The sequence below is a fragment of the Glaciimonas sp. Gout2 genome, assembly GCF_035018905.1.
GTDB lineage: Bacteria > Pseudomonadota > Gammaproteobacteria > Burkholderiales > Burkholderiaceae_D > Glaciimonas.
In genome coordinates, this window is the sequence record NZ_JASJXA010000029.1 from 22,266 (window position 1) to 47,064 (window position 24,799).

A 24,799-nucleotide genomic window follows, 5' to 3' on the forward strand; every position below is an offset into this window, starting at 1 on the left:
CGTCCTCTTCTTTTTATCATCCAGCGCGACGTTCAGTCGCCAAGGTCAACATCATACCAACCCGTATGCAAAATTGCAGGCTCTATCGATGTTAAAACTGCTCGTTAATGACGGATTTGAAGTTATCGGAAGGTGAAAAGGAAATCAGACTCTCTGATATTCCCTGCAAGAATTAGTCTTAAACAATAAAGTTCAATACTAGCGCTAATGTGCACACTTAATGGTGATGCGACCAGTCGCCGGTTGGGGATGCCAGATAAGAATCTACCGCCGCCTTTTGTCCGGTGGCATGGCGCTTCAATTCGCCGCACTTGCAGAGTCCCTGATAAGGCTGAATATGGGAACATGCCGACACTTTTTGCAAAAAAACCTGCACAGGCTTAGTGCACTTTTCACATTTAAATGTCAGCGTCCGCGAAGGTTTAATAGACATATTTTGAAGCTGCTTTCTGCCGTTATTGGCGGCGATAATTGTGACGTTATTAACTATACCGTTTTTCAAATTTCTTAAACGTTTTACACTTTACTTTTGCATACTTTACTTTTTTACACTTTCTTTAACTTTGAAAGTGCCCAGAATGGGGGATCAACGCGCCGCAAGACGCCATAGCGAGGTGACTTCTGCTGCACGTGCCGCGTGCAACGGATCGGACGCATCAGCAGCTTTTGGATGATGTGGCTTAACATCCATTCGGCCTACGACGATTAAGCCAGCCTCATCAATGAACGCCAACAACGCTGCCCGTGAACGTAAAGCTAAGTGCTCAGCCAGATCGGATAGTATTAACCAGCCTTCGCCACCCGGCGCAAGGTGTTCGACTAAACCGTTAAGAAAACCGCGCAACATCCGATTATCGGGATCATATACCGCGTGTTCAATAGGTGAACTTGGGCGCGCCGGAAGCCACGGTGGATTACACACAATGAGCGCTGCCCGTCCGGGCGGAAAAAGATCAGCCTGCATCAGCTCAACTTGTTGGGTGAGCGCAAGTCGGGTCAGGTTTTCTTTAGCACATGCCAAGGCACGCGGGTCCAGATCGGTCGCCACTATGTGGGCAATACCGCGACGCGCCAACACTGCCGCCAGCACGCCGGTTCCTGTGCCGATATCGAATGCCAGGTTTGTCATTGGCAGCGGCGCTTCCGCTACTAAGCCGATATACTCGCCACGCACCGGAGAAAACACCCCGTAATGCGGATGAATACGCTCGCCAAGCGCAGGAATCTCCACGCCTTTCTTGCGCCACTCATGCGCGCCGACCACCCCAAGCAACTCACGCAACGAGGCAACAAAAGGACCGTTTGCGACGCCGTAAGCTTCCAGGCAAGCCTGTTGGACATCTGGCGCACGCCTCAGCGGAATACTATAATCTTCATCAAACGGCAGCAATATCATGGCTAAAGTACGACCACGCTGCGATTGCGCCTGACGATGAAAATTGAACACATCGCCAGGCGTTGTTGCTAGCTTTGGCGGTTTTCGGTCAGTACGCCGCGCTAAAGCCTGCAACAATTGGCGCGCATTTTGAAAGTCACCGCGCCACAACATCGCCGTGCCTTCAGATGCCAGACGAAAAGCAGCATCTGCGGTCATGCGGTCATCCGCTATCACCACGCGTTTAGGTGTGGGCGCGCCACTTTCGGAATGCCAGCGCATCGACTGCAACATATCATTTTCGGTCCAGCTAATCAGCGATGGTTGACTCACAACGACGCCTCCGATAGACCGAACGGAATCTGGAATGATTGCATCGGGAATACTACGAAATGAGCAAACATGGTGCTACCTTAATTAAAGTCGGCTTAAACGGGCATCCTCTCCGCAAGCCTGAAATCACAAAACCTGAAAGTACCGAAGATTTGACGCTTTGGCTCGACCAGTATTCAACGACAACTGAGGCAAAACCGTCATGGCAATGGGTTAAATCACGTCAATCAGAACCGTTCATATCCCAACAAATAGCGCCATTGTCCTGCTGGCAAACCAGCCATCGGCACGCGACCAAGGCGAATGCGCTTCATCGACACCACTTCCAGCCCGACCTTTTCACACATATGCGCGATCAAACCGCGTGGCGGGGCTTTCAGCGGAAAACGCAAGCGCGTTTCATTTTGCCAGCTGACCTTGATCGGTGCCAAAGGCTTGCCACTGAATTTCAACCCGTAACTAAGCAATTGCAATCCATCCGGAATAATATCGCCGCGTACCTCTACGATGTATTCCTGCTCTATCTTGGCCGTATCATCGACTAACTTCCGGGTAATTTTCCAGTCTTGCGTTAATACGACCAAACCGCTTGCCTTGGCTTCAATAGGATTGACCACGGACAGACCGACCAAATGATGTTTTAAAAACCGCAATCCCGATCGATCATCTGCCGTAAGGTTTGCTGCACTTAAGAATTGAATAATCGGCGATAAGTCGGAAGGATCGAATGCCAGATCAATACCAAGCGGCAGATGCAGCAGAATAGTGACCGGATCAACCGGTTGCAAAACAGCATCGGGCAGCAATGCAACACTATGTTGCGGTAGCACCCTAAAACCGGCCTCCTCGACGATTTCGCCGTCCACGGTGACCCATCCGCCCTGAATATATTGTTCAGCCTCGGTACGAGAGCAAGAGACTAGCTCGGAGAGGTGTTTGGCGAGGCGGACGGATTCTGTCATGGCAAAGGTCGAAATTGAATAGGCGCTTCTGTAATCAGCGCAGGTGTTAGGGAGAATGCTGAACGGGGTCCGACATCGATGCTGGCCTTAGCCAGCAATGACAAACGTAACGATGTATCTAAAAAGCAATGATTGTCAGCATCATTTTTACGGCGTAATTTACGGCGTGATTTCGCATTTCGCTTGCCGTATTTATACGTATTTGTGCGTGTTTGTGCGTCCTCATACATCCTGATTTAACGTCTTCATTTAACGGGGGTTTTAGACCGTCCATGAAATGCCTCAGGGCGCGACTTGTTTCTCTGCTCAAAAATCTTTACCGCATCCAGCGCCGCATTCTCTTTGGTGCGCAGTTCAGCATGATCATCGTGCAAAGTAAAAAAATCAGCAGCTTGCGCGCGCATCACGTGCTTGATCGCCGCAGCATCAATCAGGTCATACTTTTCAGTCAATACCGTGGTGACTTCATCCAGATATTCTTCGTAGGTCATTGTCATGGTGTTACTCCAATTTATTCTTAACGCCAGGAGGCTGTCGCGCAATCATTTTGCAGCCGGTTAACCGTAAGGACAGAAACACATCCGACAGACTCCTGGACCAAATAGGGCGGATAAGCAGTCTGCCTTCCGCCCTACTGTATTCTTATTTTAATATGAACTTTAGATCATCTTGGAAAAGACCAAAGATCCATCTCTGCTAGCCAACCCACGTCCGCGCATTGCGGAACATGCGCATCCATGGAGAATCTTCGCCCCAACTATCAGGATGCCACGATTGCTGCACGCTACGGAACACGCGTTCGGCGTGTGGCATGATGGCATTAAAGCGACCATCTGCGGTAGTGACCGCAGTAATACCCTGCGGCGAACCGTTAGGATTGTATGGATAAGCTTCACTCACTTGCCCTTTATTATCAACGAAGCGCATACCCACCAACGCCTGATTAATATCGCCAGTTTGCGAGAAGTCTGCAAAGCCTTCACCATGTGCAACCGCAATCGCGGTTTGCGTACCGGCCATGCCTTGCAAGAAAATCGATGGCGATTCTTCGATTTGTACCATCGAAAACCGGCCTTCGAATTTTTCCGACTTGTTGCGCGTGAATTTTGGCCACGCTTGCGCACCGGGAATGATGCCTTTTAAATTGGCAATCATCTGGCAACCGTTGCAAATGCCCAGTGCAAACGTATCGGTGCGGTTAAAGAACGTAGAGAACTGATCAGCCAGCGCATTATTGAACAAAATGGTCTTGGCCCAACCCTCACCAGCACCGAGCACGTCGCCGTAAGAGAAGCCACCGACGGCGATAAAGGCTTTGAAATCGTCGAGTTTGGCGCGTCCGGCAATCAGGTCGCTCATGTGCACATCGACCGCAGTGAAGCCCGACTTGTGCATCACATAGGCGGTTTCGATGTGTGAATTGACACCCTGCTCGCGCAGAATCGCCACGCGTGGTTTAGAGCCGACATTGATAAACGGTGCTGCTACATCTTGCTGAAAATCGAAAGTAATTTTTGGCGTGATACCTGGATCAAGCACGTCCAGAATACGGTCATATTCAGCATCGGCACTGGCTGGATTGTCACGCAAACGGGCAATGCGCCAGCTTGTTTCACTCCACAAACGTTGTAATGCAATCCGCGTCTGGCTGTAAATCACTTTTGCATCGCGAGTAAATTCAATCACATCACGGGCGTCAGGCTTGCCAATAATGTGACTGCATGCGCCCAGATTGTAAGTACGCAACACGTTCATGACATCCGACTTTTGCTCGGCGCGGACTTGAATCACAGCACCCAGTTCTTCGCTGAACAAGGCGCGTAATGTCATTTCATTACGACGTTCCGACACTTGACCAGCCCAGTTTTTCGAATCGCCCCAATCAGCAGCGTGTTCACTTTCCATAGCCAAAATATCGAGATTGACTGAAAAACCGGCATGACCAGCAAATGCCATTTCACACAACGTGGTAAATAAGCCGCCATCCGAACGATCATGATAGGCCAGCAATTTATCTTCGCTATTGAGTTGCTGGATAGCGCTGAAGAAAGCTTTCAGATCTTCTGCGCTGTCGACATCTGGCGTTTCATTACCGATCTGCTGCATTACCTGCGTCAGCGCCGATGCGCCCATACGGTTTTTGCCACGTCCAAGGTCAATGAAGATGAGAGCAGTATTGCCTGCATCGGTTCGCAACTGCGGCGTGAGGACGCGACGCACATCGGTGACCGGCGCAAATGCAGAGACGATCAATGACACCGGCGACGTCACTGCCTTATCCTCGGCGTTATCCTTCCAGGTCGTGCGCATGGACAAGGAATCCTTGCCAACCGGAATACTGATACCAAGCGCCGGACACAATTCCATACCCACTGCTTTGACTGTATCAAATAATGCGGCATCTTGACCGGGCTGACCACACGCGGCCATCCAGTTGGCCGACAATTTGATATCTGAAATATGAGCAATTGGCGCAGCAGCAATGTTGGTCAACGCCTCGCCGACCGCCATACGACCCGACGCAGCAGCATTGATCACCGCCAACGGGGTACGTTCACCCATTGACATCGCTTCGCCCAAATAACCCTCAAAACTCATGCTGGTCACGGCGCAATCCGCTACCGGAATTTGCCATGGGCCAACCATCTGATCGCGCACTGAAGTCGCGCCCACAGTACGATCACCAATCGTGATCAAAAACGACTTATCCGCTACCGTCGGCAATTTTAATATGCGCTGCGACACTTCCAGCAAATCCATGCCGGTCAGATCCACGGCTGGCAAATTGTGAGCCAGACGCTGGACATCCCGGTGCATTTTAGGTGGCTTTCCGAGCAACACATCCATCGGCATATCGACCGGATTGTTATTGTGTTGCGGATCAATGACCTTCAATTGACGTTCTTCTGTGGCGGTGCCGACTACCGCAAACAAACAGCGTTCACGCTGGCAAAAGTATTCAAATAGCGGCAAGCTTTCTGGTGCAATCGCCATCACGTAGCGTTCTTGCGATTCGTTGCTCCAGATTTCCTTCGGTGCCATGCCGCTTTCTTCCAGTGGCACTTTACGCAAATCAAAGATCGCACCGCGCTTGGCGTCGTTGGTAATCTCAGGGAATGCATTCGACAAACCACCAGCGCCGACGTCATGAATTGACAGAATTGGATTGGTATCGCCCATCGACCAGCAAGCGTTGATCACTTCCTGTGCGCGCCGTTCCATCTCGGGATTGCCACGTTGCACCGAGTCAAAATCGAGATCTGCCGTATTAGTACCGGTCGCCATCGATGATGCCGCGCTGCCGCCCATGCCGATACGCATGCCGGGACCGCCCAGTTGAATCAGCAAGCTACCGACCGGCAGTTCATTTTTAAACGTGTGTTTATCTGAAATGCTACCGATACCACCAGCGATCATGATCGGCTTGTGATATCCATGCACATTGCCAGCAACGTTTTGTTCGTAGGTACGGAAGTAGCCGCCCAATATAGGACGACCAAATTCATTATTGAAAGCCGCCCCGCCCAAGGGACCGTCGATCATAATTTGCAATGGCGAGGCAATACGATCCGGTTTGCCGTAAATAGCGGTGCTGGACGCACTCACAGAATCAGCAGAAATCGTCACATCGCCCGCGTTTTCCCATGCCTGATTAGCGTCAGGGAGCATCAAATTGGATACGGTAAAACCCGTCAAACCGGCCTTGGGCTTGGCACCGCGACCAGTTGCACCTTCGTCACGAATTTCACCACCCGCACCAGTGGATGCACCCGGGAAAGGTGAAATCGCAGTAGGATGATTATGCGTTTCGACTTTCATCAGGATGTGCGTTAACTCATCTGTCGCCTCATAGACGTCGCCGTTGGCCGCGCCGCGTGGATAAAAGCGTGACACGGTCGCGCCTTCAATGATCGACGAGTTGTCGCTATACGCGACGACTGTGCCTTGCGGATGCAATTCATGGGTATTTTTGATCATCGCAAACAATGACTTGTCCTGCGTCTGGCCATCAATCGTCCAGTCCGCATTGAAAATCTTATGTCGGCAATGCTCACTATTAGCCTGCGCAAACATCATTAATTCGACATCAGTCGGATTGCGTTCAGCACGGGTGAACGCCGCCATCAGATAATCAATTTCGTCGTCGGATAAAGCAAGACCGAGTGTGCTATTGGCAGTCTCAAGCGCCGCTTTACCGCCAGCCAAAATATCAATAGAAGCCAGTGGAGCAGCTTCTAGTTCACGGAACAAATCGCTGGCCGCTTCGGGACTGCGTAACACCGTTTCCGTCATGCGGTCATGCAATACATCCGCAATCGCTAAAATACTAGCTTCGCTGAGTTTTTTAACCCCGCCGAGCAGGCCGGATTTAAGGTGCACCTGATACGCAATACCGCGTTCGATACGCTTAATGTTCGACATCCCGCAATTGCGCGCAATATCGGTCGCCTTACTTGCCCATGGCGAAATCGTACCAAACCGTGGGATAACGATAAATTCTTCGCCGCCACTAGTTCCCTCGAAAAGATCACCATAAGTCAGGAGCGCTTGCAAACGACCGAGATCATCTTGCCCCACTACTGTTAAAGCATCGACAAAATGATCATAACGACCGGTAACGCCGATTATATTGGCGTCAATCAGCTGTAATTGAGATAAAAGACGTTGGGAGCGAAAAGCAGGAAGGGCATTAGAACCCGGCAAAATCAACATGGCGATATGGAGGGGTTGTGCAGCTATAAGCCGCGGGTTAAATCAGAAGCCGCCATTATACAACCATGCCTCGGAGGGCGCTCTATTCGTTCCCGTAAAATCCTTGTTTCGGTGCTAATTTTTCCACAATGCGGAATCCTTGGATGAATGAGGGATTCCGCATCTGGTTGTCACATCCATCCTAAGGGTAGATTGGTACGTAATCTCTCTCACCGCCATAGCGCTTTGTTAGTCGTAAAAACGCGGTAACGACCATGGTGCCAGGAATACTACCTTGGCGGATTCTGCGCCCGCCCGAATCCTAAGAATCGAATGAGTATAGATTTTTTACCATCATTATTTGCCACTATTTTCCACGCAGGAAGTTGGCAAAAATAAAAGTTAGAAATCCTTCAATACGATTTTACCAATCACATGGCCCGCTTCCAACGTTGCATGCGCTAACCGTAAATTAGCCGCATTGATTGGCGAAAGGACTTGCCCTACTGTCGTTACCAGGATTTTGCTATCAATCAAACGTGCAATTTCATTCAACAAATTGCCCTGCTCTTGCATATCGGGGGTCTGATACATTGAACGCGTGAACATGAATTCCCAGACAAAACCGGCACTTTTTGACTTGAGCAAGCTAAGATCCAAAGGCGCGGCATTTTCTACAATGCTGCAAATCATCCCTTGAGGCGCGATCACTGCCGCCGCCGCTGGAAAATGCTGATCAGTGTCATTCAGAATCAAGACATGGTCTACCGCTAAAAATCCCTTTTCCTTCAGTTGCGCCTGTAGATCGCCAAAATGGTTAATGACGTGCTGCGCGCCCAGCTCACGGACCCATTTCTCTGACTCTGGACGCGAGGCAGTAGCAATCACCGTCAATCCAGCAACTTTTGCCGCTAATTGAATCGCAATTGAACCGACTCCACCAGCGCCACCGATGATCAGAATGGATTTGCGCGGGATGGCGTGTGGTGGCGTTGTGACTTGCAAACGCTCAAATAACGCTTCCCAAGCAGTAATGGCGGTGAGCGGCAAGGCTGCAGATTGCTCAAAATCGTGCGATTTCGGCATATGGCCGGCGATGCGTTCGTCGATCAATTGAAATTCGCTGTTGGTACCAGGCCGCGTGATGTCACCGGCATAAAAAACTTTATCACCGACCTTAAAAAGGCTAACGTCAGGACCGACCGCCTGCACTATTCCAGCGGCATCCCATCCCAAGACGCGCAGCGCTTCTTCAACTTTGGCTTTTGGTGCGCGCACTTTCGTGTCGACCGGATTAACGGCGATTGCTTTTATTTCAACAAGCAAATCACGACCTTGCGGCGTCGGCTTACTCAGCGTCACATCCATTAAGGACTCTGGATGATCGATTGGCAAATAGCGCGTTAATGCAATGGCTTTCATGTGTGCTCCTGATAGGTGTAAAAGTAGTGACAAATACCAATCACTTTTGATTGAGGCGCTGCTCAGCGAATGAAAACTATTATCCCTGTTTGAATTATTTTATAAAGAGTCTATTATTTGATTCACTTTCAAAAATAATTTGCCAATGTACTCAATCACAGACATCCAGCTTTTTGTTCTCACCGCAGATTTAGGCAACTTATCCAAAGCTGCGCGCCAACTTGATCTGGTGCCAGCAACCGCGAGCGCGAGTCTAAAACGCCTGGAACTTCACCTAAACACACGATTATTTGTTCGCTCCACGCGAAGCCTGCGCTTAACGCCGGAAGGCACCTTATTTTTAGAATATGGGCGTCAAGCTTTGACGCTTCTCAATCAAGGTGAAGCCCATTTACGTAGCGACGGCGAAATCAAAGGGCATTTGCGCTTATCCATGCCCGCAGACGTAGGTAGAAACGTCTTACTTCCCTGGCTGAATGATTTTCAGCAATCCTATCCAAAAGTAACTCTGGCCTTGCAATTCTCCGACCGCATTATCGATCTCTTCAGTGCACCGATTGATGTTGCCTTTCGGTATGGCAAACTAGATGACTCCACATTGATTTCACAACCGCTGGCCGCGAGTCGGCGCGTAGCGGTCGCATCACCCGCTTATTTAGCGCAACATGGCACACCGACCACGCCAAAAGAGTTGGCAGAACATAACTGCCTACTGTTTTATCTCGAGCGCGGTTTGTTTAACAACTGGCGCTTTCACTCTGGAAAACATGCAATCGTTATCAAGGTGCGCGGTGACCGCATGACGGACGATGCCGCGATTGCGCGGGAATGGGCAATTGCCGGATTGGGGATTGCTTACAAATCATGGCTGGATGTGAGACTGGATTTAGCGGAAGGAAGATTAGTAACATTGCTGGATCAATACGTCGGAGAAGAAACCCCGCTCAACATGGTCTATCCGGATCGCAGCAGCGCTTCACCCGTGCTACGCACATTACTCTTATTTTTGCGTGAGAAATTTCATGCTTTGGGTATTCCTAGTGAGAGAGCTTATTAATCCATATGAAGACTGCGGATTATTCTTAACTTTAAAATCGGTGGTCGTTTTTCAGAAAGTTCTTAGGACTATTGACGACCATTCCCGCTTACTATTACCTTAACATTTTTCGTCCCCACTATTGAGGGATGGTAACGAAATTCAGTTAATCTCCTATTCCAGGTATAGCTCCAGATAAAAAAAGAACAGAATGATTCATACGTAATACTGCGTCAAATAGTCACCGATAACGGCGATATCGCATTAAGGGTCGTAATGGTTCAGTTAGCGGTTTCTTTAGATTAATTTGTAAGTCTGCATCATCAACTGTAAATGCAAATTTTTGCAACAAAAGACCCCAAACCAGTTTTATAAATTGTTGCGCCATTGTTTGACCCAAGCAGAAATGTCTGCCGCCCCCAAATCCAATCAATGAAAAGGCTTGTCGTTTATCTTCTTCACGTCCGGGAGAGAAACGATCTGGATCAAAGTTAAGTGGATTAGAAAATACCTCAGCCAATCGATGGCTCACTGGCGGACAAACTGCAACGAAACTGCCAGCTGGCACGACCATATTACCTACTTCAAAATCATACAATACCTGGCGCGGTATCAGATTGACCGTGGGGTATAAGCGTTCGACTTCTTTGATGAAGTTTCTCATCTGATATTGAGACTGAATAGCTGTTGGTAATATCGGATACTGTTTCAATGGATGCTCAGTTTCCTCGCGAATTTTGGCTGACCAATCGGGATAATGCGCCAATAATAAACCGGTCCAAGTGGCCAATATCGGTGTGTTAGTTTGCGCTGCAAAAAATGTCATGATGGCTAATCCAATTACTTCATCATCGGACAAAGCAGATCCGTCGGGATAGCGCGAAGACATAAGGGATCCTAAAAGATCTTGATTTTTTATCTTTTGCAAGCGTCTTTGTCTAATAATCTGCAAAAAATGATTTTCCACCTGACGCCGCGCATGATCACGTCGCCAATGAGACAGTAAAGGGGCATTAGTCCATACAACCGATACTAAACTAATAGTATTTTTCATTTCACGATACAACTGTGAAATATGCAGTGAATCCGATGAAGAACAGTCTTGTCCCAGAATAAAACGACTCATGATTTTAACGAGTAATGTCTCCATAATGATGGAGATATTCAATGTTCCCTCTTTGCCACAGCGAGAGGTGAATTCTTCCACTACCTTAACGATGGTATCTATATAACCTAAGGCTGCTTGTTCATGTATGGCAGCATGTAACAGGCGCATTTGTTGATCCATCCGCGCTGGTTCAGTATCGTAGACGATGCCTTTTCCCACCACCGGAGTGAGGATACGATGAAATTCTTGTACGCCCAATTGTGCATCCGTCGCATGAAAATACGCCGCATGATTCTGCGATCCCAGCAAAACATACACCGTTTTTCTCAGGAATTTAAAGCGAAATAATTTACCATGCTCCTCTAGGCCACGTTGAATAAATGGCGTTGGGTTGCCGCGGAACGCTAGCAGATGTCCCAGAACAGGTATTTTGCCGGATACCCACGGGGCAGATTGAACTATCAAAGTAACTCTCCTAATGAGGATTTGCTTTTGCCAGAGCTAACGTAGGAAAATAACAGCTATACAGTCGATAATTCAAAAGCGCTGTACGAAAAAAAACACCATTCACCGCATCGCCCGACCAGGTGCCATCTGTCTGTTGACGCTGAACCAGCCACATGATGCCGCGATTGGCAGCTACTGATTGGGGTCCTTCAATCGCCAACAGGGCGAGGCTCGCCCAGCTAGTACTAACGACAGTACTCGCAGGATGATCTACATAAGAGCCGGTATGACATCCAGAAAAATGCTCTCCCCAACCACCATCGGCGTGCTGTATGGTTTTCAACCACGCAGCTGCTTTTTGCAACGTTGAATTAAAAGGAGAAAGCTGTGCAGCGCATAGTGCTTCTACCGCAAACCAAGTCGAATAGATCAGGTTGACACCCCAAGCGGCTAACCATGTGCCATCAGATCGTTGCTGTGCACATAAAAACTTTATTGATCTGTTGATGGCATGACGTACAGTTTCAGATCCCAGCTCTGGATAATCCTGAACGGCAATATACAAGGCGCGCAAAACAGAAGCTGTACATTCAATGTAGGACAGTTCAGCCATACAATTGCCATATATTTCGGTTGGATTAGCGTTATTCATCCAATGCATACCGCGACTACGTTCATAAGAACCAAAGCCACCGTCTGCATTTTGCCGGGTCAACAAAAAACCAATCGCGGCTTGTAAGTGAGCGACGGAAATACGATTTTCTAGTGAGATTACCTCTGGTAGATGATGGCAACTTAGTAAAGCACTGATTACTTCAGCAGTGCAGTCAGAGATTGCCCATTGATGTGTTGAATCGTTAAAGCACCAACCTCCCGAATTTGAGTCTCGTTCGTCACGCTCCTCAATTGGTAATTCATTTGTAATTTGCATATTGTGGAGACGATGATAGGCAGCACGCACAGCTAGTATGACTTGCTCTGTTACTTGATGTGAAGCTGTCAGTGCTTGCAGTGTGAATGCCGTATCCCATGTCAGCGAGCGAGCGCCGGCATAACGAGTCCCTTCGGCTGCGCTAGTCCAGCACCAACTATCCAACATCTCTACACTGCGATATACAGCACTATGATTAGGATTTTCGTGCCACAGTGCCAATATATTGAGACTACTGCTTAGACTAGAAAGACCTTGAAAATTGCTTGTACGCTGCTCAGCAAGGATACGCTCCAGACAATGCGCCAAGGCACGCTGGCGCACTCGTTTTGTGCCAAATATATAGGGCAGAACACCTTCGCTCCAACGTTGGATGTCATACAAAATACGCAATACACGAGCAGGCATGTGAAATACATCGGTCAATGCAATTGTGTGACGACTTGCGTGGCGCTGACTACTATCTGCAGCTTTAGAGTCGGAACCATATAATTCATTGCGTATTGTCTGTGCTACAAAGCCTAAATCATATTGGAACCGCACGCCCTTTAGGTAAACCATGCCTCGGTAAACTGAGCGGGTATGGCAATAAAAGCGAGTGGGTGATAAAAAAAACCAACGCGGTGTAAGAAAAACTTCTGGTCCGCCTATATTTACAAAATGCCAGTCATATAGCCCCAAGATTGCCAACCAGAATTTGCCATGAGTCGGAACACTATCTACTCCACCCGGTTGAGAGTCCAGCCACCTATGTGCACTGCGTAACATAGGGTCATCTGCAGACATACCTAATAAACGGGCAGCGACATACACTAGGGTAGTCACATAGCGGTAGGAATGAGACTCATCATGGAATCCCCATCCACCATCAGGTCGTTGGGTTTTCGCAAAATAATGCAATATGGAAGACTTCTTTTCATCAGCAATCGGATGCCCAATTATTTTATGCGTCAACACTACCTGCGCGGTGGGTAACGGACACCACCACATCTCACCTTCCCAGTCCCCCGTTTTATTTTGACTTTGGATAAAGTAAGAACAGGCTCGTTTGAGTGCTGAGGCAATTTGAGACTGATTGCACTCATCTTTAGACGAGCAGATTATTGTTGATCCGGATTTCATATGCTGGTTTTTAGATATTTTCTTGTTAATATCCAACGATTTTGATGAACTACTGCGTGATGCGATTCAGTCAGCCAAGGAGTTTTTAGCTAATAGAGTCAACGATAGTTCGTGTACCGCCATTGCAAACAACCAGCGCAAACCTTGGTCGTATTTGCGAGACAGTCTGGTGAGCACAAACGTACTAGCGACGTTTTATGCGAAGACACCCGCATCTATTTATATATTAAATGAAGACAATATTAGGATTGCAATTCTCTGCATGCTGACAATCTACCGGGCAAAATAATATGCTTATTTTTGCACATAGGACTTCCAGACTTCCAGGCAGCCGTCGCCAGCTTCATTCAGAATTTTTATAAACCAAACAGTAAAGACCTGGGGTTGAACTGCAATCCATTCCAGCAAAGCAGGCGTGGCTATCCAAAACCAATTCGAGGCTTCATCAGGATTTGGCACAGGTTCGCTGTTAAATCTACCAACGTAAATGTGATCGAATTCGTGCTCAATAAGATGATTGGAAACCGATGCCCGATAAGTAATGGCGGCGACTTCTTGCAAGGGGCAATCGAATCCCATTTCCTCCATGAGCCGACGATGTGCCGCATCATCGTTGTTCTCTCCATGTCGTGGGTGACCACAGCAGGTACTTGTCCATAAACCACCAGAGTGATATTTATCCTTAGCGCGCTGCTGCAACAACAAGCGACCATCACTATCAAAGATAAAAATTGAGAATGCACGATGCAATACACCATCTTGATGTACTTGTAATTTATTACCAACGCCAATGGCGTGATCATATTGATCAACCAGAATGAGTACTTCGTCCATGATGTGGAATCTTTAATAAAAAAGGTAACACCAACACGCATGCTGCAAATAGATTGCTCTGTTAGGATTTTTTTTAAGCGTCATTCAATGACGTGTAATCACACAGCTCATCTTGTCTGTTTTACTTCAGATGGCTTACTTTATCGAACGACCCTCCCATTTGTACGAAGAAATTTCGCAGCAGCAGCAGCAGCAGCAGCAAATTAGTAACTTGCCAGCGATCTTTTAATTCCCCTCAGGAAATATAATTTCTCCATATTAACGCTCTTATTGAATTACGCAGACATTTTTTTATACAAAGTATTTATCCAAAGGTTTTTGGTATAGCACTGCTTTAGCCTGTATGAATTTTCAAGGTCGTTACTGTCGCATATTGTAGAAAAATAAAAACGAACCAGCATTCCAAGTAAAAGAATTTGCTCGTACTTAAGATAACTATGGACTATTCTTAAATTTGAAAATGGCATACATTTTCAGAAAGTTCTTAGCACTATTGATGATCATTCCCGTTTAATATTGCCACAGAGTTTTTCACCTCCACGATTGCAAGATGCGATAGAGATTGCATTAAATCGTCCTCACGTTCGTAGCGGAAGGTCTTTCCCCAATGTCCAGCAGTCGCACTCTCAGCGCATCTAGCAGCGCTATTCCAACACGCCTGAATCAACCTGCGCTGGTGCCGATTAGTCTCTCTGGCACGGAAGGCATGAACGCATTATTCGATTACACCGTCGTGCTGATGACACCCGAATCCTTGATCCATCTGAGTGAAGATATCGGCAATGTCAATCTTGACGATTTCATTGGTCGCGAGTTAACCATCATGATTGCATTGGATGGCAGCGGTGGATTTTTCGACAGCGCATTTGCTGACAATCTGCTTGGCAACATCGGTGCTGGGACGCGTGAAATCTCCGGCTTGATTACCGCTGCCCGCGTGCTGCGTCAGGAAGGACGCCATGCGCTGTACGAAGTCACCTTGCGCCCATGGTTGCATCTGGCGACACTGACCACCGACTGCAAGATATTTCAGGATCAAAGCGTGATCGAGATCATCGATCTGCTGTTTGCCGACTACGCCTGTCCAGTCGACAAGCGTCTCATTGAGACTTATCCCAAACGCGACTATCAGACCCAATACAACGAAAGCGACTTTACGTTCTTTAGTCGATTGTGCGAAGAATGGGGAATCAACTATTTCTTCGAGCATGATAACGGCGTCCATCGACTGGTCTTAATCGACAGCATCGGTGCGCATAAGAATTCGCCCAGCAGCGCTTATCACGTGGTGCAGTTTCATACGGAAGGCAAACATATCGATGAAGAGTGTATTCATGCCTTTTCACCCGTACATCAACTCACTTCCGGCCAGTACACCACGCGGGATTATGACTACACAAGGCCCAAGGCCAATCTCACCGCCAACCGCTACGATCCCCGCCCCACTGCGCACAGTGAGCAAGCGGTCTACGAATGGCATGCCGACGCGCATTATAGCCAGCCGAAGGCGGGTTCCGGTTCAGCAAGCACCAACCCGGAAAGCCAGAATGATCCGTTTGCCGAAGGCGATTTCATCGCCCGTTTGCGCATGCAAGCCTTACACAGCGCCGGCCAACGAGCGCAAGGCCAAGGCCATCTACGCGGCATGGTGCCCGGTTGCATCTTTACATTAGAGCGCCATCCGCAGACCGCCGCCAATGCCGAGTATGTGATCCTATCGACCACACTGAGGATCGACGAAGCCGCGCAAGAAACGCAGGCGTCCGACAATGCGCATCGGCAACGTTATCGCGTCCACGTCGACTTTACGGTGCAACCGGCCAGCGAGAACGTGCGACCGCAACGGTCTACACCCAAACCGTTGACCCACGGTCCCGCCACCGCCATCGTGGTCGGTCCGCAGGGACAAAACATCTGGACCGATACCCTCGGCCGCATCAAGATCCAGTTTCCATGGGACCGCCTCGGCCAACACAATCATCAGAGCAGTTGCTGGGTCCGCGTCGTCGCACCGTGGGCTGGCAATCAACTCGGCGGCATGCATATTCCGCGCATCGGTCAGGAAGTCATCGTCGACTTTCTCGGTGGCGATCCCGACTTGCCGCTATGTACCGGACGGGTGTACAACCAACTCAATACGCCACCGTGGGCATTGCCGAGCCAGAGTGCGCTATCCGGATTTCGCTCACGCGAACTGACACCTGATGGTGGCAATGCCGCCAGCGGACGTAGCAACCATCTGGTCATGGATGACACCGCTGGCAAAATCCAGAGCCAGCTCAAAAGCGATCATCAGCATAGCCAATTAAGTTTAGGCCACATTACACGCATCGAAGACCACGCCGGTCGCAAGGAAGCCCGCGGACAAGGATTTGAACTGCGCACCGACGGACATGGCGCAATCCGTGCTAAAAACGGTCTGCTGATCAGCACCGAAAGCCGTACTCATGCCAGTCACCACATCACCGATCTGGGCGAGACGGCACAGCGCCTGATCGATGCGCACGGTCAACAGCAAAGCTTTGGTGAACTGGCGCAGCAACATGGTGCGCTTGAAGCCGATGAGCACAAAGCGGTCACCACTTCACTCACCGATCAGAACGACGCGATTCAAGGGACCGGCGGCAACAACGGAAACAACGGCAACGTCAAAGAAGGCAGCTTTCCCGAATTAACCGCACCGCATCTGATACTCGCCAGTCCGGCGGGAATCGCTACCACGACGCCGCAATCGACCCACATTGCCAGCGGGGAGCATGTAGCGCTCACCAGCGGACAGGATATGAGTTTGTCGGTAGGACAGCGGCTCATCGCCAGTGTCAAAACCGGTATCCGACTATTTAGCTATCAAGCAGGGATGAAACTTGTCGCTGCCAGTGGCGACATTAGTCTTACCGCGCTAAAAGACAGCATCAATCTGCTTGCCAAACTCAACATTACGCTCACCGCCAACCGTATCGTCATCAACGCCACCGAAGAAGTCATGATCAATGGCGGCGGCAGTTATGCCAAATGGAATGCCAACGGAATTGAAAGCGGTACAAAAGGAATGTGGAAAGTGCATGCCGCCAGCCATTCGACGGTTGGACCTAACAGCCTGCCGATCGCATTACACCAATTTCCTCAAGCAGCGTGCAAAGAATGTCAACAATCGGCGCGCACCGCGGCTACACGTGCAGGCTCTCCTCCAATCTAATTAAATTGAAAAGAAAAATATGATCTATTACGGCCTTGACCCATACCATCCAGAATTACTCAGCCAGATCGAAGCGACCTTAACCGAAGCCAGCACCAAACACGCTCAACTATCAACCTTCGTGTTGATCGACGGTACCTTTGATGACGACTTCGGTATGGAAATGTGGAAAAAAAGTCGAAGCGAAAACAGTGAAGTTATGTCTCTATACGACAAGACGGTATTAAGCGAACTGGAAGAATGTGCCCCCTTCCTCATCGCCATGACCGCAATGAATTTACCCGGTGTACTTAAAAGCTGTGCAGGCAAGCCGATGCTCAGTATTCTACAAAGCCCACTCACCATCCATGCGCTAAAACGCCACTTCACGCCGTTCTTACAGATCCGCACAACATCTGACGGAATGTGTTTTTCGCTCCCGTTTTCGGACACAATTTGCAGTGAGGATATTCTGTACAGCTTCGATACTGCACAACGCACAGCATTCTGTTCCGGCTTTGCCAAATGGCACTTAATCAACCGCAAAGGCACGCTGACGACCATCGACGGAACATGCTTTGATGCAGCATCGTACCTACCTTCTGCGGTCGGCGAATCTAATGCCATCGATATCACCGACAAGCAATACGCGTGGTTAATCGATAGCGGCGAGGCAGATTATATTTTGCGCGAACTTGCCAAGCAACCGTTCGCACTACCGCCGGACCAAACTCCATCCATGCTCTTTCCAAGCATCCGTACGCTATTGCTGGCAATGGATAAACGCGATATCACCATTGATGACGAGCGACATGTGCTGGTCGCACAATCTCTGCAGCTTCCTGATTATTTTTGCGCTCTGGATATGCTGGATGAAGCCCAAACGCTTGGTGTCGAAGCCGCGGTAAAGCGCGCTTCTCTGCGCACGCTCGGATAAACCCGATTGACTATTCCAATCAACCTTAACATTGTCCCTGAAGAAGAGTAAATGCGCGCAATTATCCAATCTAATCTAACGAACGTCGCTTTCATTAAGTGGTCGGTATTAATCACCTCCGCCCTTGTTCTCACTGCTTGCGGCACGACGTCTCACACGACCTTGCAAGCAGCAAAACTCAAACGTGCGGTATTCGTTACTATTCCATCGACAGCTGTGTCAATGTCCTGTGTAAATCACACGAATGGGTACATTCACTCGTATGCAGTCCAAGAGCCGCTTACGATGGCAAGGGACATGAAGTACTCCTTTAATTGCTGGCCGCATGAAATGGGCAGTTCAATCGTTGCGGCTGGTTTCTTGCTGCCAGATCAATGGCAGCCAGGAATGAAAGTTAAAGTCCGCTGGAATCGGCCAATCAAAGGCGAAGATAACTGGATAGAAAAGACCACCACGATTCCAAGATATGAAAGTCCAGGAAAACTCTATGTGCACTTTTTTAAAAATGATGAGGTTCGTGTTGTTTCATCTCCGAATCATGGCGCTCGCAATCGTAATCATCCCATTTTAATGAACATCACCATCGCCCCACCGGAGGAAGAGTAAATGCACCTAATGATCCAATCTGCGCCATGGACATTCGCCTCCATTAAATGGGCGATATTACTCACTAGCACGCTCTGCTTCACTGCTTGCGGCACGACGTCGCACACGACCTCGCAAGCAGCAAAACCCAGACGGCCCGTATTCGTGCCGATTCCCTCAACCCCGGCTCCAATGTCATGCGCAAATCACACGAATGGGTACATTCACTCGTATGCAGTCCAGGAGCCCCGCACGATGGCAAGAGACATGAAGTACTCCTTCAATTGCTTTCCGAATGAAATGGGTAACTCAATCGTTGCGGCTGGTTTCTTGCTACCTGATCAATGGCAGCCAGGAATGAAAGTTAAAGTTCGCTGGAAACCTAATGCGCGCGACTGGATCGAGAAAACCACCACGATTCCACGATACGACAGAGTTGGAACACTTTTTGTCCACTTTTTTGACAACGATGAAGTGCGCGTGGTGTCAGCGTTCTATTTTCCAAGAAGTACCCTTCATCCCATTCTCAGCAATGTCACAACAGCCCCGCCCGAGGTAGAATAAATGCACACATTTGTCCAATCTGCACTAACGAACATCGCTTGCATTAAATGGTCGCTGTTAATCACGGCCGCAGTCGGCCTCACTGCTTGTGGCACCACGCCACACAAAACCTCGCAAGCAGCAAAACCCAAACGTCCCGTATTCGTGCCGATTCCATCGACAGCTGTGTCAATGTCCTGTGCAAATCATACTGATGCATATATCGATTCCTATGCAGTTCAGGAACCTCGCACGATGGCAAGGGACATGATGTACTCCTTTAATTGCTGGCCTCATGAAATGGGCACCTCTATCGCAGCACTTGGTTTCACGCTACCTGATCAATGGCAGCCGGGAATGAAAGTTAAAGTTCGCTGGAATCGGCCAATCAAAGGGGAAGAAAACTGGATAGAAAAGACCACCACGATTCCACGGTACAACAGAGTCGGAACACTTTTTGTCCATTTTTTTGAAAACGATGAAGTGCGTGTCGTGTCAGCGTTCTATTTTCCAAGAAGTACCCTTCATCCCATTCTCAGCAATGTCACAACAGCCCCGCCCGAGGTAGAGTAAATGCACGCAATGATCCAATCAGCACCATTAATTATTTCCGATAATGTTGAAAAAGAAATGACACCAGCCACCGCCGACCTCTGTAGCCTCATTCTAAAAAAAGGACGACCAACCAAAAATATTCCGTGGTGCCAGCAATATATCAATATTGGCGTGTTTTTTGATGGAACCGATAACAACCGATACCGAGACGAGCCGCTACAAAGTCATACCAACATCGTCAAGTTGTTTAATGCCCATAAAAGCGCGGATGGGCAAGGCTGGATGAATGCACCGGGACATTATCGTATTTATGTTCCCGGTTTGGGTACGCCCTTTCTGGAAAACGACGAATGGCGCGAAACAATGGAAGGAAAGGCGTTCGGCAAAGGTGGGCAAGCAAGGATTTTGTATGCATTACTGCAGGTATTTAACGCGGTGCACCAAGCATTTAACAATGATCGTCCAATGTTTTGGCCTAAAGACATCACTGCCAAACTCCAAAAATACACACGCGAAATTGACACCGGTGACCCATTACGCGACGCCCACGAACCACGCCCCGACCGGCGTAGTTGGTTTAAAGGGCTAAGCGACGAACTGGATATTGCATTGCGTCTCGCCCGCAAGGATCGTCCCTTACCAAAAATTCCAAAAATTAGCCTTTCGGTTTTCGGATTTTCACGTGGCGCGATGCAGGCTCGGGCATTTTGTTACTGGTTTAACGACTTGCTGGTGAAGGATGGCACCTTTGCAGGAATGCCTGCCAGTATCGAGTTTCTTGGACTATTTGATTGCGTGGCAAGTACCGGCATGTCGCAATCGGCGGCAGAAACTACCCCGGCGTTTTGGGCCGATGGGCATTGGGCGTGGGCAAATGAAACGTTGTCCCCACTGCCAGCATGCGTAGAACAAACTGTGCATTACAGCGCCGGGCATGAGCTACGACGCAATTTCCCGCTCACACGCGTGCAAGGAAAAAACGTCACCGAAGTAATCTATCCTGGTGTGCATGCCGATGTCGGCGGCGGTTACGCGCCGGGCGACCACGGACGTGGAATCAAAAATGGCAAAGGAGAACTGGATATGCTGCTGTCGCAGGTCCCGTTGGCGCATATGTATCTGGCTGCGAGTAAAGCGGGTGTGCCTTTAGTTAACTATTGCGTGATGGAGTCTGATCTCAAGGAAGACTATGCCATCAGCCCCAAACTTGCCATCGCCTGGAACGATTATATGGCGGCCGGAAAAACAGAATTTGAGGGCGATCCAGAGCGTAAGATCGTTCCCACGTTTCACAGTATCGTCCGTCAGCACATGCGGTTGTATTACAGTTTTCGACGGCTGCGATTGGAGGGGTTGACCAACTCTGTCGGTTACAACCGCGCCAACCAGCAAGAACAACACAATATGCAAAGCTATAACGCCTTACTAAAAGGCGATGTCAAACTGCTGACAAAACGCGCCCAATTAGCGGCCGATGAAAGGAATGGTCGAGATAGTTTTGGTCGCGATGTGCATGGTCGGCCCTCTCTCCGATTTGCTGCCGAAGATCATGGCGTGGCAAACGCCTGGCAACTGCGCCTGGCGCGTAGCGGGGTGCCCCCGGAATCAAATGAATTATGGGCCTTGGGAGAAATGACCAAAGCAGCGGTGCCGCAGAACGCACCCTTTTTAGTCCTGCTGGAAGAATACATCCATGATTCACTGGCGAATTTCTATTTGGCCGGTTACACCACCCTTGAAGAAAAATCAGAAGCTTTGCTCAAGATGGCAATCGCGTATCACGATTCAGGGAAAGCGCCATCGACGCCGTATAGAAGTCGTGTATGGCAAAACTATCAAAAGGGGATCAAGGACAATCCGCAACTGGATGCCATACTGCAAAGCCGTGTCGATACATTGGAAGCGGCGGATAACATGTCCAACTATCGGAATGGAGAAATTGATCCACAAACACGTCGTCCTTACGCTTACTACCGTGCGGACAAAATTCAAGCTAGGCAAAGTGCCAGACAACAGACTATTTTTTCGAAAGATGAGCAAGCCACGCTAGCGAGGTTTTATCCGCTGCAAACTGATGCCGACGTCGCTGAATTGCGCTCTCCCTTTATTGTGACTCAGACAAATACACGTCGTGAAGGAAGTGGCTATTTGCGACAGCGACATATCTTCGAATAGTTCACGCCCATCATTCATCCGCGAAATTCCACTTAACGCATTAACGAGTAATTAATTGTTAGTCGTCGAAAGCAATCAGGTATTTATTACTGATACGGCGCGAGTCAAACTAAAACAGCCGAACTTCATCAACGCAAGAAAGAACACCGCATGTCTATAGACAAGAAGCCCCGACCATTTCACCTTATCAAAACCAGACAACTCCGCAGAAAAATCGTCATGGTCCTGCTTTGTAGTATTTTCTTGCTTCTTGGTATCACGCCACAAACCGGCCGAACAAACGAGCGTCCTCCACCGTCGCTCATGCAGGCAAATATTTATCATCCTGGCGTAAAACTGGCAGAGTATTGGGTCAGTGAAAAATTGGATGGCGTAAGGGGCTATTGGGATGGAGTGGCGTTATGGACCCGCGGTGGCAATCCGATTCATGCGCCTGCGTGGTTCACTTCTGGCTGGCCGAAGGTTCCGCTAGATGGTGAGTTATGGGCCGGTCGCGGACTATTCACGACAGCCGTTTCGACTGTGCGACAACAGATACCCAATGACATAGCGTGGCGTCAGATTCGTTTTATGGTATTTGATTTACCGGCGCATTCAGGAACGTTCGATGAACGTATTCCCGTGCTGCAAAATCTCGTCACCAAGATAGCAAAGCCATGGGTTGAAGCGGTAGCGCAAATCAAGGTCGCGGATCAACAAGCGCTACAAAGCATGCTCCAAAAAAATGTCAACCAAGGCGGCGAAGGCTTGATGCTACATCGAGGCAATGCAACCTATCGCGGCATACGTAGTGACGACCTGCTCAAAATGAAAACGCATGATGATACTGAAGCCAGAGTCGTCGGCTATCTTCCCGGAAAAGGAAAACATCTCGGCGTGATGGGTGCGCTGATAGTCGAAACACCAACAGGATTACGCTTTCGGATTGGGACGGGGTTCACGGACGCCGAGCGTCGCCGACCTCCGCCGATTAGTAGCTGGGTGACGTATCGCTATCGGGGATTACATCCAGGTGGCGTACCGCGCTTTGCGAGTTTTATGCACATACGCGATGAAATGCCACCAACTGAACTACTGCAAACGATCAAACAGTAAAGCTGCTTTAACATTCACATTTAGCTAAGGTTAAAACGGTGTGTCAATTTAAAGCGCAGATAACTCGTAGCGTTATTTTTACCAGACGAGATTATTATCGTGCTGGTGAAGAAACGAAAATAAAAATGTTGAAAAGCACAATCAATACTAAGCAAAATAGTGCTCAACGCCGTTCAGCCAGAATCAGTTCAACACTATTCGTTCATAATGTAGAAGCAATCCAGACATCATTCCTACCGCATTGCAACATCGACAATCCTTGCATAAGTACCCCCGTTCAGTTAAAAATGTAATCGATTACATTTTTAACTGAATTGCGATGCGTACTGAAGATTCGCCTTTACCCACCTCCGATCACCCGGGTTCAATCTCGTCTGCATCAATCTCGTCTGTCGCCTCCCACGCAGGCGTATCAGTAGCGACTGTCTCGCGTGTCATGAATGGGCAAACCGGCGTACGCCCCCAAACCCGCGATAAAGTCATGGTTGCGGTTGAGGCGTTGGGATATCGGATGAATCATCTGGCGCGCAACTTGCGCACTGCCGAGAGTCGCTTGCTGTTAACCATGGTGCCTGACGTAGGCAATCCTTTTTACGCCGAGATTGTGCGCGGCATCAATCATGTTGCCCGTCAGCATGGTTACTTTGTCCTGCTATGCGACACCGGCGCAGAGGAAGAGCAAGAACGCTCGTATTTTGATTTGCTACGCACCCATCGTGCCGACGGTGCAATCTGCCTTGATCCCGACACCATTCAACACGCCTTAGCCAATGAGTCAGTGCGCCTGCCATGGGTCGCCTGTTGCGAGTTTGATCCTACAGTTGCCGTCCCTTATGTCAGCATCGATAATCATCGCGCTGCCAGCGATGCGATTCGCCATTTGCTTCAGCGTGGTCATCAGCGCATCGGCTTGATCAATTCTGACGCCCGTTATCTTTATGCGCGGCAACGCGAAGCCGGGTATATCGACACCATGCACGCTGCCGGTTTGACACCACGCCCGGAATGGCGCAAAACCGTTCAAAGCCTGGATTACGCCGCTGGAACCGTCGCCACGTTAGAAATGATGGCACAGTCGGATGCGCCGACAGCCATTTTTGCCGTCTCCGACACGTTGGCCATCGGCGTCTTGAGCGCCTTGCGTCAACTTGGCAAACGCGTGCCGGAAGACGTCGCGGTGATCGGCTTCGATGACATTGCGATTGCTGCGCAGATTGATCCTGGTCTGACGACGATTGCGCAGCCAATGCGCGCACTGGGTGAAACCGCCGCGCTGCTTTTATTGCACCGCTTGACCGCGCCAACGGTTCCTGTATCGGGCGTTCTGCTTGACCATCATCTAGTTCTCAGAGGGAGCACGTAATGATGCGTATCCGGTCGCAAATACCGCTTTGCCCTGATTCCCGCCAACACTGCGGCCCATTGACCAAATCCAACGGCTTGCGTGGCGATGATTTTTCATCAAAATCCTT

Annotated in this window: 18 protein-coding genes; 9 read left to right on the forward strand and 9 right to left on the reverse strand. The window is 49.2% G+C overall.

The features are described 5' to 3' along the window. Window positions 1-217: 217 nt before the first annotated feature. From QN379_RS17335 to QN379_RS17360, 6 genes are all read right to left on the reverse strand, one after another. On the reverse strand, window positions 218-433 hold the full coding sequence (locus tag QN379_RS17335) for a hypothetical protein (RefSeq protein ID WP_322239287.1): 216 nt from the start codon (window positions 431-433) through the stop codon (window positions 218-220). Between the two features lie 153 nt (window positions 434-586). Then, window positions 587-1,669, reverse strand: coding sequence for a methyltransferase (locus QN379_RS17340; RefSeq protein WP_416186886.1), 1,083 nt, complete (start codon window positions 1,667-1,669; stop codon window positions 587-589). Between the two features lie 266 nt (window positions 1,670-1,935). Continuing rightward, the gene (locus tag QN379_RS17345) at window positions 1,936-2,670 is read right to left on the reverse strand and encodes an rRNA pseudouridine synthase (RefSeq protein WP_322239291.1); all 735 of its coding nucleotides are present in this window, start codon (window positions 2,668-2,670) and stop codon (window positions 1,936-1,938) included. 245 nt (window positions 2,671-2,915) lie between these two features. Further along, window positions 2,916-3,167: a hypothetical protein gene (locus QN379_RS17350; protein ID WP_416186835.1), complete on the reverse strand. Its 252-nt coding sequence runs from the start codon at window positions 3,165-3,167 to the stop codon at window positions 2,916-2,918. A gap of 199 nt (window positions 3,168-3,366) precedes the next feature. Continuing rightward, window positions 3,367-7,383: a phosphoribosylformylglycinamidine synthase gene (gene purL, locus QN379_RS17355; RefSeq protein WP_322239293.1), complete on the reverse strand. Its 4,017-nt coding sequence runs from the start codon at window positions 7,381-7,383 to the stop codon at window positions 3,367-3,369. A 381-nt stretch (window positions 7,384-7,764) separates the two neighbouring features. Beyond that, window positions 7,765-8,784 (reverse strand): zinc-binding alcohol dehydrogenase family protein, encoded by a 1,020-nt coding sequence (locus QN379_RS17360; protein ID WP_322239295.1) that lies wholly within the window; start codon window positions 8,782-8,784, stop codon window positions 7,765-7,767. A 145-nt stretch (window positions 8,785-8,929) separates the two neighbouring features. Here QN379_RS17360 and QN379_RS17365 point away from each other — a divergent pair, with 145 nt between their 5' ends. Beyond that, window positions 8,930-9,841 carry a LysR family transcriptional regulator gene (locus tag QN379_RS17365; RefSeq protein ID WP_322239297.1) on the forward strand — a complete coding sequence of 304 codons (912 nt, stop codon included), beginning with the start codon at window positions 8,930-8,932 and terminating at the stop codon, window positions 9,839-9,841. 220 nt (window positions 9,842-10,061) lie between these two features. Here QN379_RS17365 and QN379_RS17370 read toward each other — a convergent pair whose 3' ends face one another. The 3 genes from QN379_RS17370 to idi all read right to left on the reverse strand — a co-directional run bounded on the left by QN379_RS17370 (window position 10,062) and on the right by idi (window position 14,262). After that, on the reverse strand, window positions 10,062-11,393 hold the full coding sequence (locus tag QN379_RS17370; protein ID WP_322239299.1) for a cytochrome P450: 1,332 nt from the start codon (window positions 11,391-11,393) through the stop codon (window positions 10,062-10,064). 10 nt (window positions 11,394-11,403) lie between these two features. After that, on the reverse strand, window positions 11,404-13,464 hold the full coding sequence (locus tag QN379_RS17375) for a prenyltransferase/squalene oxidase repeat-containing protein (protein WP_323507177.1): 2,061 nt from the start codon (window positions 13,462-13,464) through the stop codon (window positions 11,404-11,406). A 258-nt stretch (window positions 13,465-13,722) separates the two neighbouring features. Continuing rightward, window positions 13,723-14,262, reverse strand: a complete 540-nt coding sequence (idi, locus tag QN379_RS17380; protein WP_322239304.1) for an isopentenyl-diphosphate Delta-isomerase — start codon at window positions 14,260-14,262, stop codon at window positions 13,723-13,725. 607 nt (window positions 14,263-14,869) lie between these two features. Here idi and QN379_RS17385 point away from each other — a divergent pair. The 8 genes from QN379_RS17385 (at window position 14,870) to QN379_RS17420 (ending at window position 24,690) form a co-directional block, all read left to right on the forward strand. After that, a complete protein-coding gene (locus QN379_RS17385) occupies window positions 14,870-17,458 on the forward strand; it encodes a type VI secretion system Vgr family protein (protein WP_323507178.1) in 2,589 nt (862 codons plus the stop codon). Between the two features lie 19 nt (window positions 17,459-17,477). Further along, window positions 17,478-18,374, forward strand: coding sequence for a DUF4123 domain-containing protein (locus tag QN379_RS17390; RefSeq protein ID WP_322239308.1), 897 nt, complete (start codon window positions 17,478-17,480; stop codon window positions 18,372-18,374). A 51-nt stretch (window positions 18,375-18,425) separates the two neighbouring features. Beyond that, window positions 18,426-18,980 carry a DUF3304 domain-containing protein gene (locus QN379_RS17395; RefSeq protein WP_322239309.1) on the forward strand — a complete coding sequence of 185 codons (555 nt, stop codon included), beginning with the start codon at window positions 18,426-18,428 and terminating at the stop codon, window positions 18,978-18,980. A 171-nt stretch (window positions 18,981-19,151) separates the two neighbouring features. Beyond that, on the forward strand, window positions 19,152-19,523 hold the full coding sequence (locus QN379_RS17400) for a DUF3304 domain-containing protein (protein WP_323507182.1): 372 nt from the start codon (window positions 19,152-19,154) through the stop codon (window positions 19,521-19,523). Then, window positions 19,524-20,075: a DUF3304 domain-containing protein gene (locus QN379_RS17405; RefSeq protein ID WP_322239313.1), complete on the forward strand. Its 552-nt coding sequence runs from the start codon at window positions 19,524-19,526 to the stop codon at window positions 20,073-20,075. Next, entirely contained in the window at window positions 20,076-22,232 is a 2,157-nt protein-coding gene (locus QN379_RS17410; protein ID WP_322239315.1) for a DUF2235 domain-containing protein, read from the forward strand. A 150-nt stretch (window positions 22,233-22,382) separates the two neighbouring features. Beyond that, window positions 22,383-23,327, forward strand: a complete 945-nt coding sequence (locus QN379_RS17415; RefSeq protein ID WP_322239317.1) for a DNA ligase — start codon at window positions 22,383-22,385, stop codon at window positions 23,325-23,327. 319 nt (window positions 23,328-23,646) lie between these two features. Then, on the forward strand, window positions 23,647-24,690 hold the full coding sequence (locus QN379_RS17420; protein ID WP_322239319.1) for a LacI family DNA-binding transcriptional regulator: 1,044 nt from the start codon (window positions 23,647-23,649) through the stop codon (window positions 24,688-24,690). The last annotated feature ends 109 nt before the right edge of the window (window positions 24,691-24,799 follow it).

Excerpts from the sequence above, each read along its gene's own strand:
- QN379_RS17415 (WP_322239317.1), top strand. The coding sequence starts at position 22,383 with ATGTCTATAGACAAGAAGCCCCGACCATTTCACCTTATCAAAACCAGA.
- QN379_RS17385 (WP_323507178.1), top strand. The coding sequence starts at position 14,870 with ATGTCCAGCAGTCGCACTCTCAGCGCATCTAGCAGCGCTATTCCAACA.
- QN379_RS17390 (WP_322239308.1), top strand. The coding sequence starts at position 17,478 with ATGATCTATTACGGCCTTGACCCATACCATCCAGAATTACTCAGCCAG.
- QN379_RS17365 (WP_322239297.1), top strand. The coding sequence starts at position 8,930 with ATGTACTCAATCACAGACATCCAGCTTTTTGTTCTCACCGCAGATTTA.
- QN379_RS17400 (WP_323507182.1), top strand. The coding sequence starts at position 19,152 with ATGTCATGCGCAAATCACACGAATGGGTACATTCACTCGTATGCAGTC.
- QN379_RS17410 (WP_322239315.1), top strand. The coding sequence starts at position 20,076 with ATGCACGCAATGATCCAATCAGCACCATTAATTATTTCCGATAATGTT.
- QN379_RS17395 (WP_322239309.1), top strand. The coding sequence starts at position 18,426 with ATGCGCGCAATTATCCAATCTAATCTAACGAACGTCGCTTTCATTAAG.
- QN379_RS17345 (WP_322239291.1), bottom strand. The coding sequence starts at position 2,670 with ATGACAGAATCCGTCCGCCTCGCCAAACACCTCTCCGAGCTAGTCTCT.
- QN379_RS17420 (WP_322239319.1), top strand. The coding sequence starts at position 23,647 with ATGCGTACTGAAGATTCGCCTTTACCCACCTCCGATCACCCGGGTTCA.
- QN379_RS17360 (WP_322239295.1), bottom strand. The coding sequence starts at position 8,784 with ATGAAAGCCATTGCATTAACGCGCTATTTGCCAATCGATCATCCAGAG.
- QN379_RS17405 (WP_322239313.1), top strand. The coding sequence starts at position 19,524 with ATGCACACATTTGTCCAATCTGCACTAACGAACATCGCTTGCATTAAA.
- purL (WP_322239293.1), bottom strand. The coding sequence starts at position 7,383 with ATGTTGATTTTGCCGGGTTCTAATGCCCTTCCTGCTTTTCGCTCCCAA.
- QN379_RS17335 (WP_322239287.1), bottom strand. The coding sequence starts at position 433 with ATGTCTATTAAACCTTCGCGGACGCTGACATTTAAATGTGAAAAGTGC.
- QN379_RS17350 (WP_416186835.1), bottom strand. The coding sequence starts at position 3,167 with ATGACAATGACCTACGAAGAATATCTGGATGAAGTCACCACGGTATTG.
- idi (WP_322239304.1), bottom strand. The coding sequence starts at position 14,262 with ATGGACGAAGTACTCATTCTGGTTGATCAATATGATCACGCCATTGGC.
- QN379_RS17340 (WP_416186886.1), bottom strand. The coding sequence starts at position 1,669 with ATGTTGCAGTCGATGCGCTGGCATTCCGAAAGTGGCGCGCCCACACCT.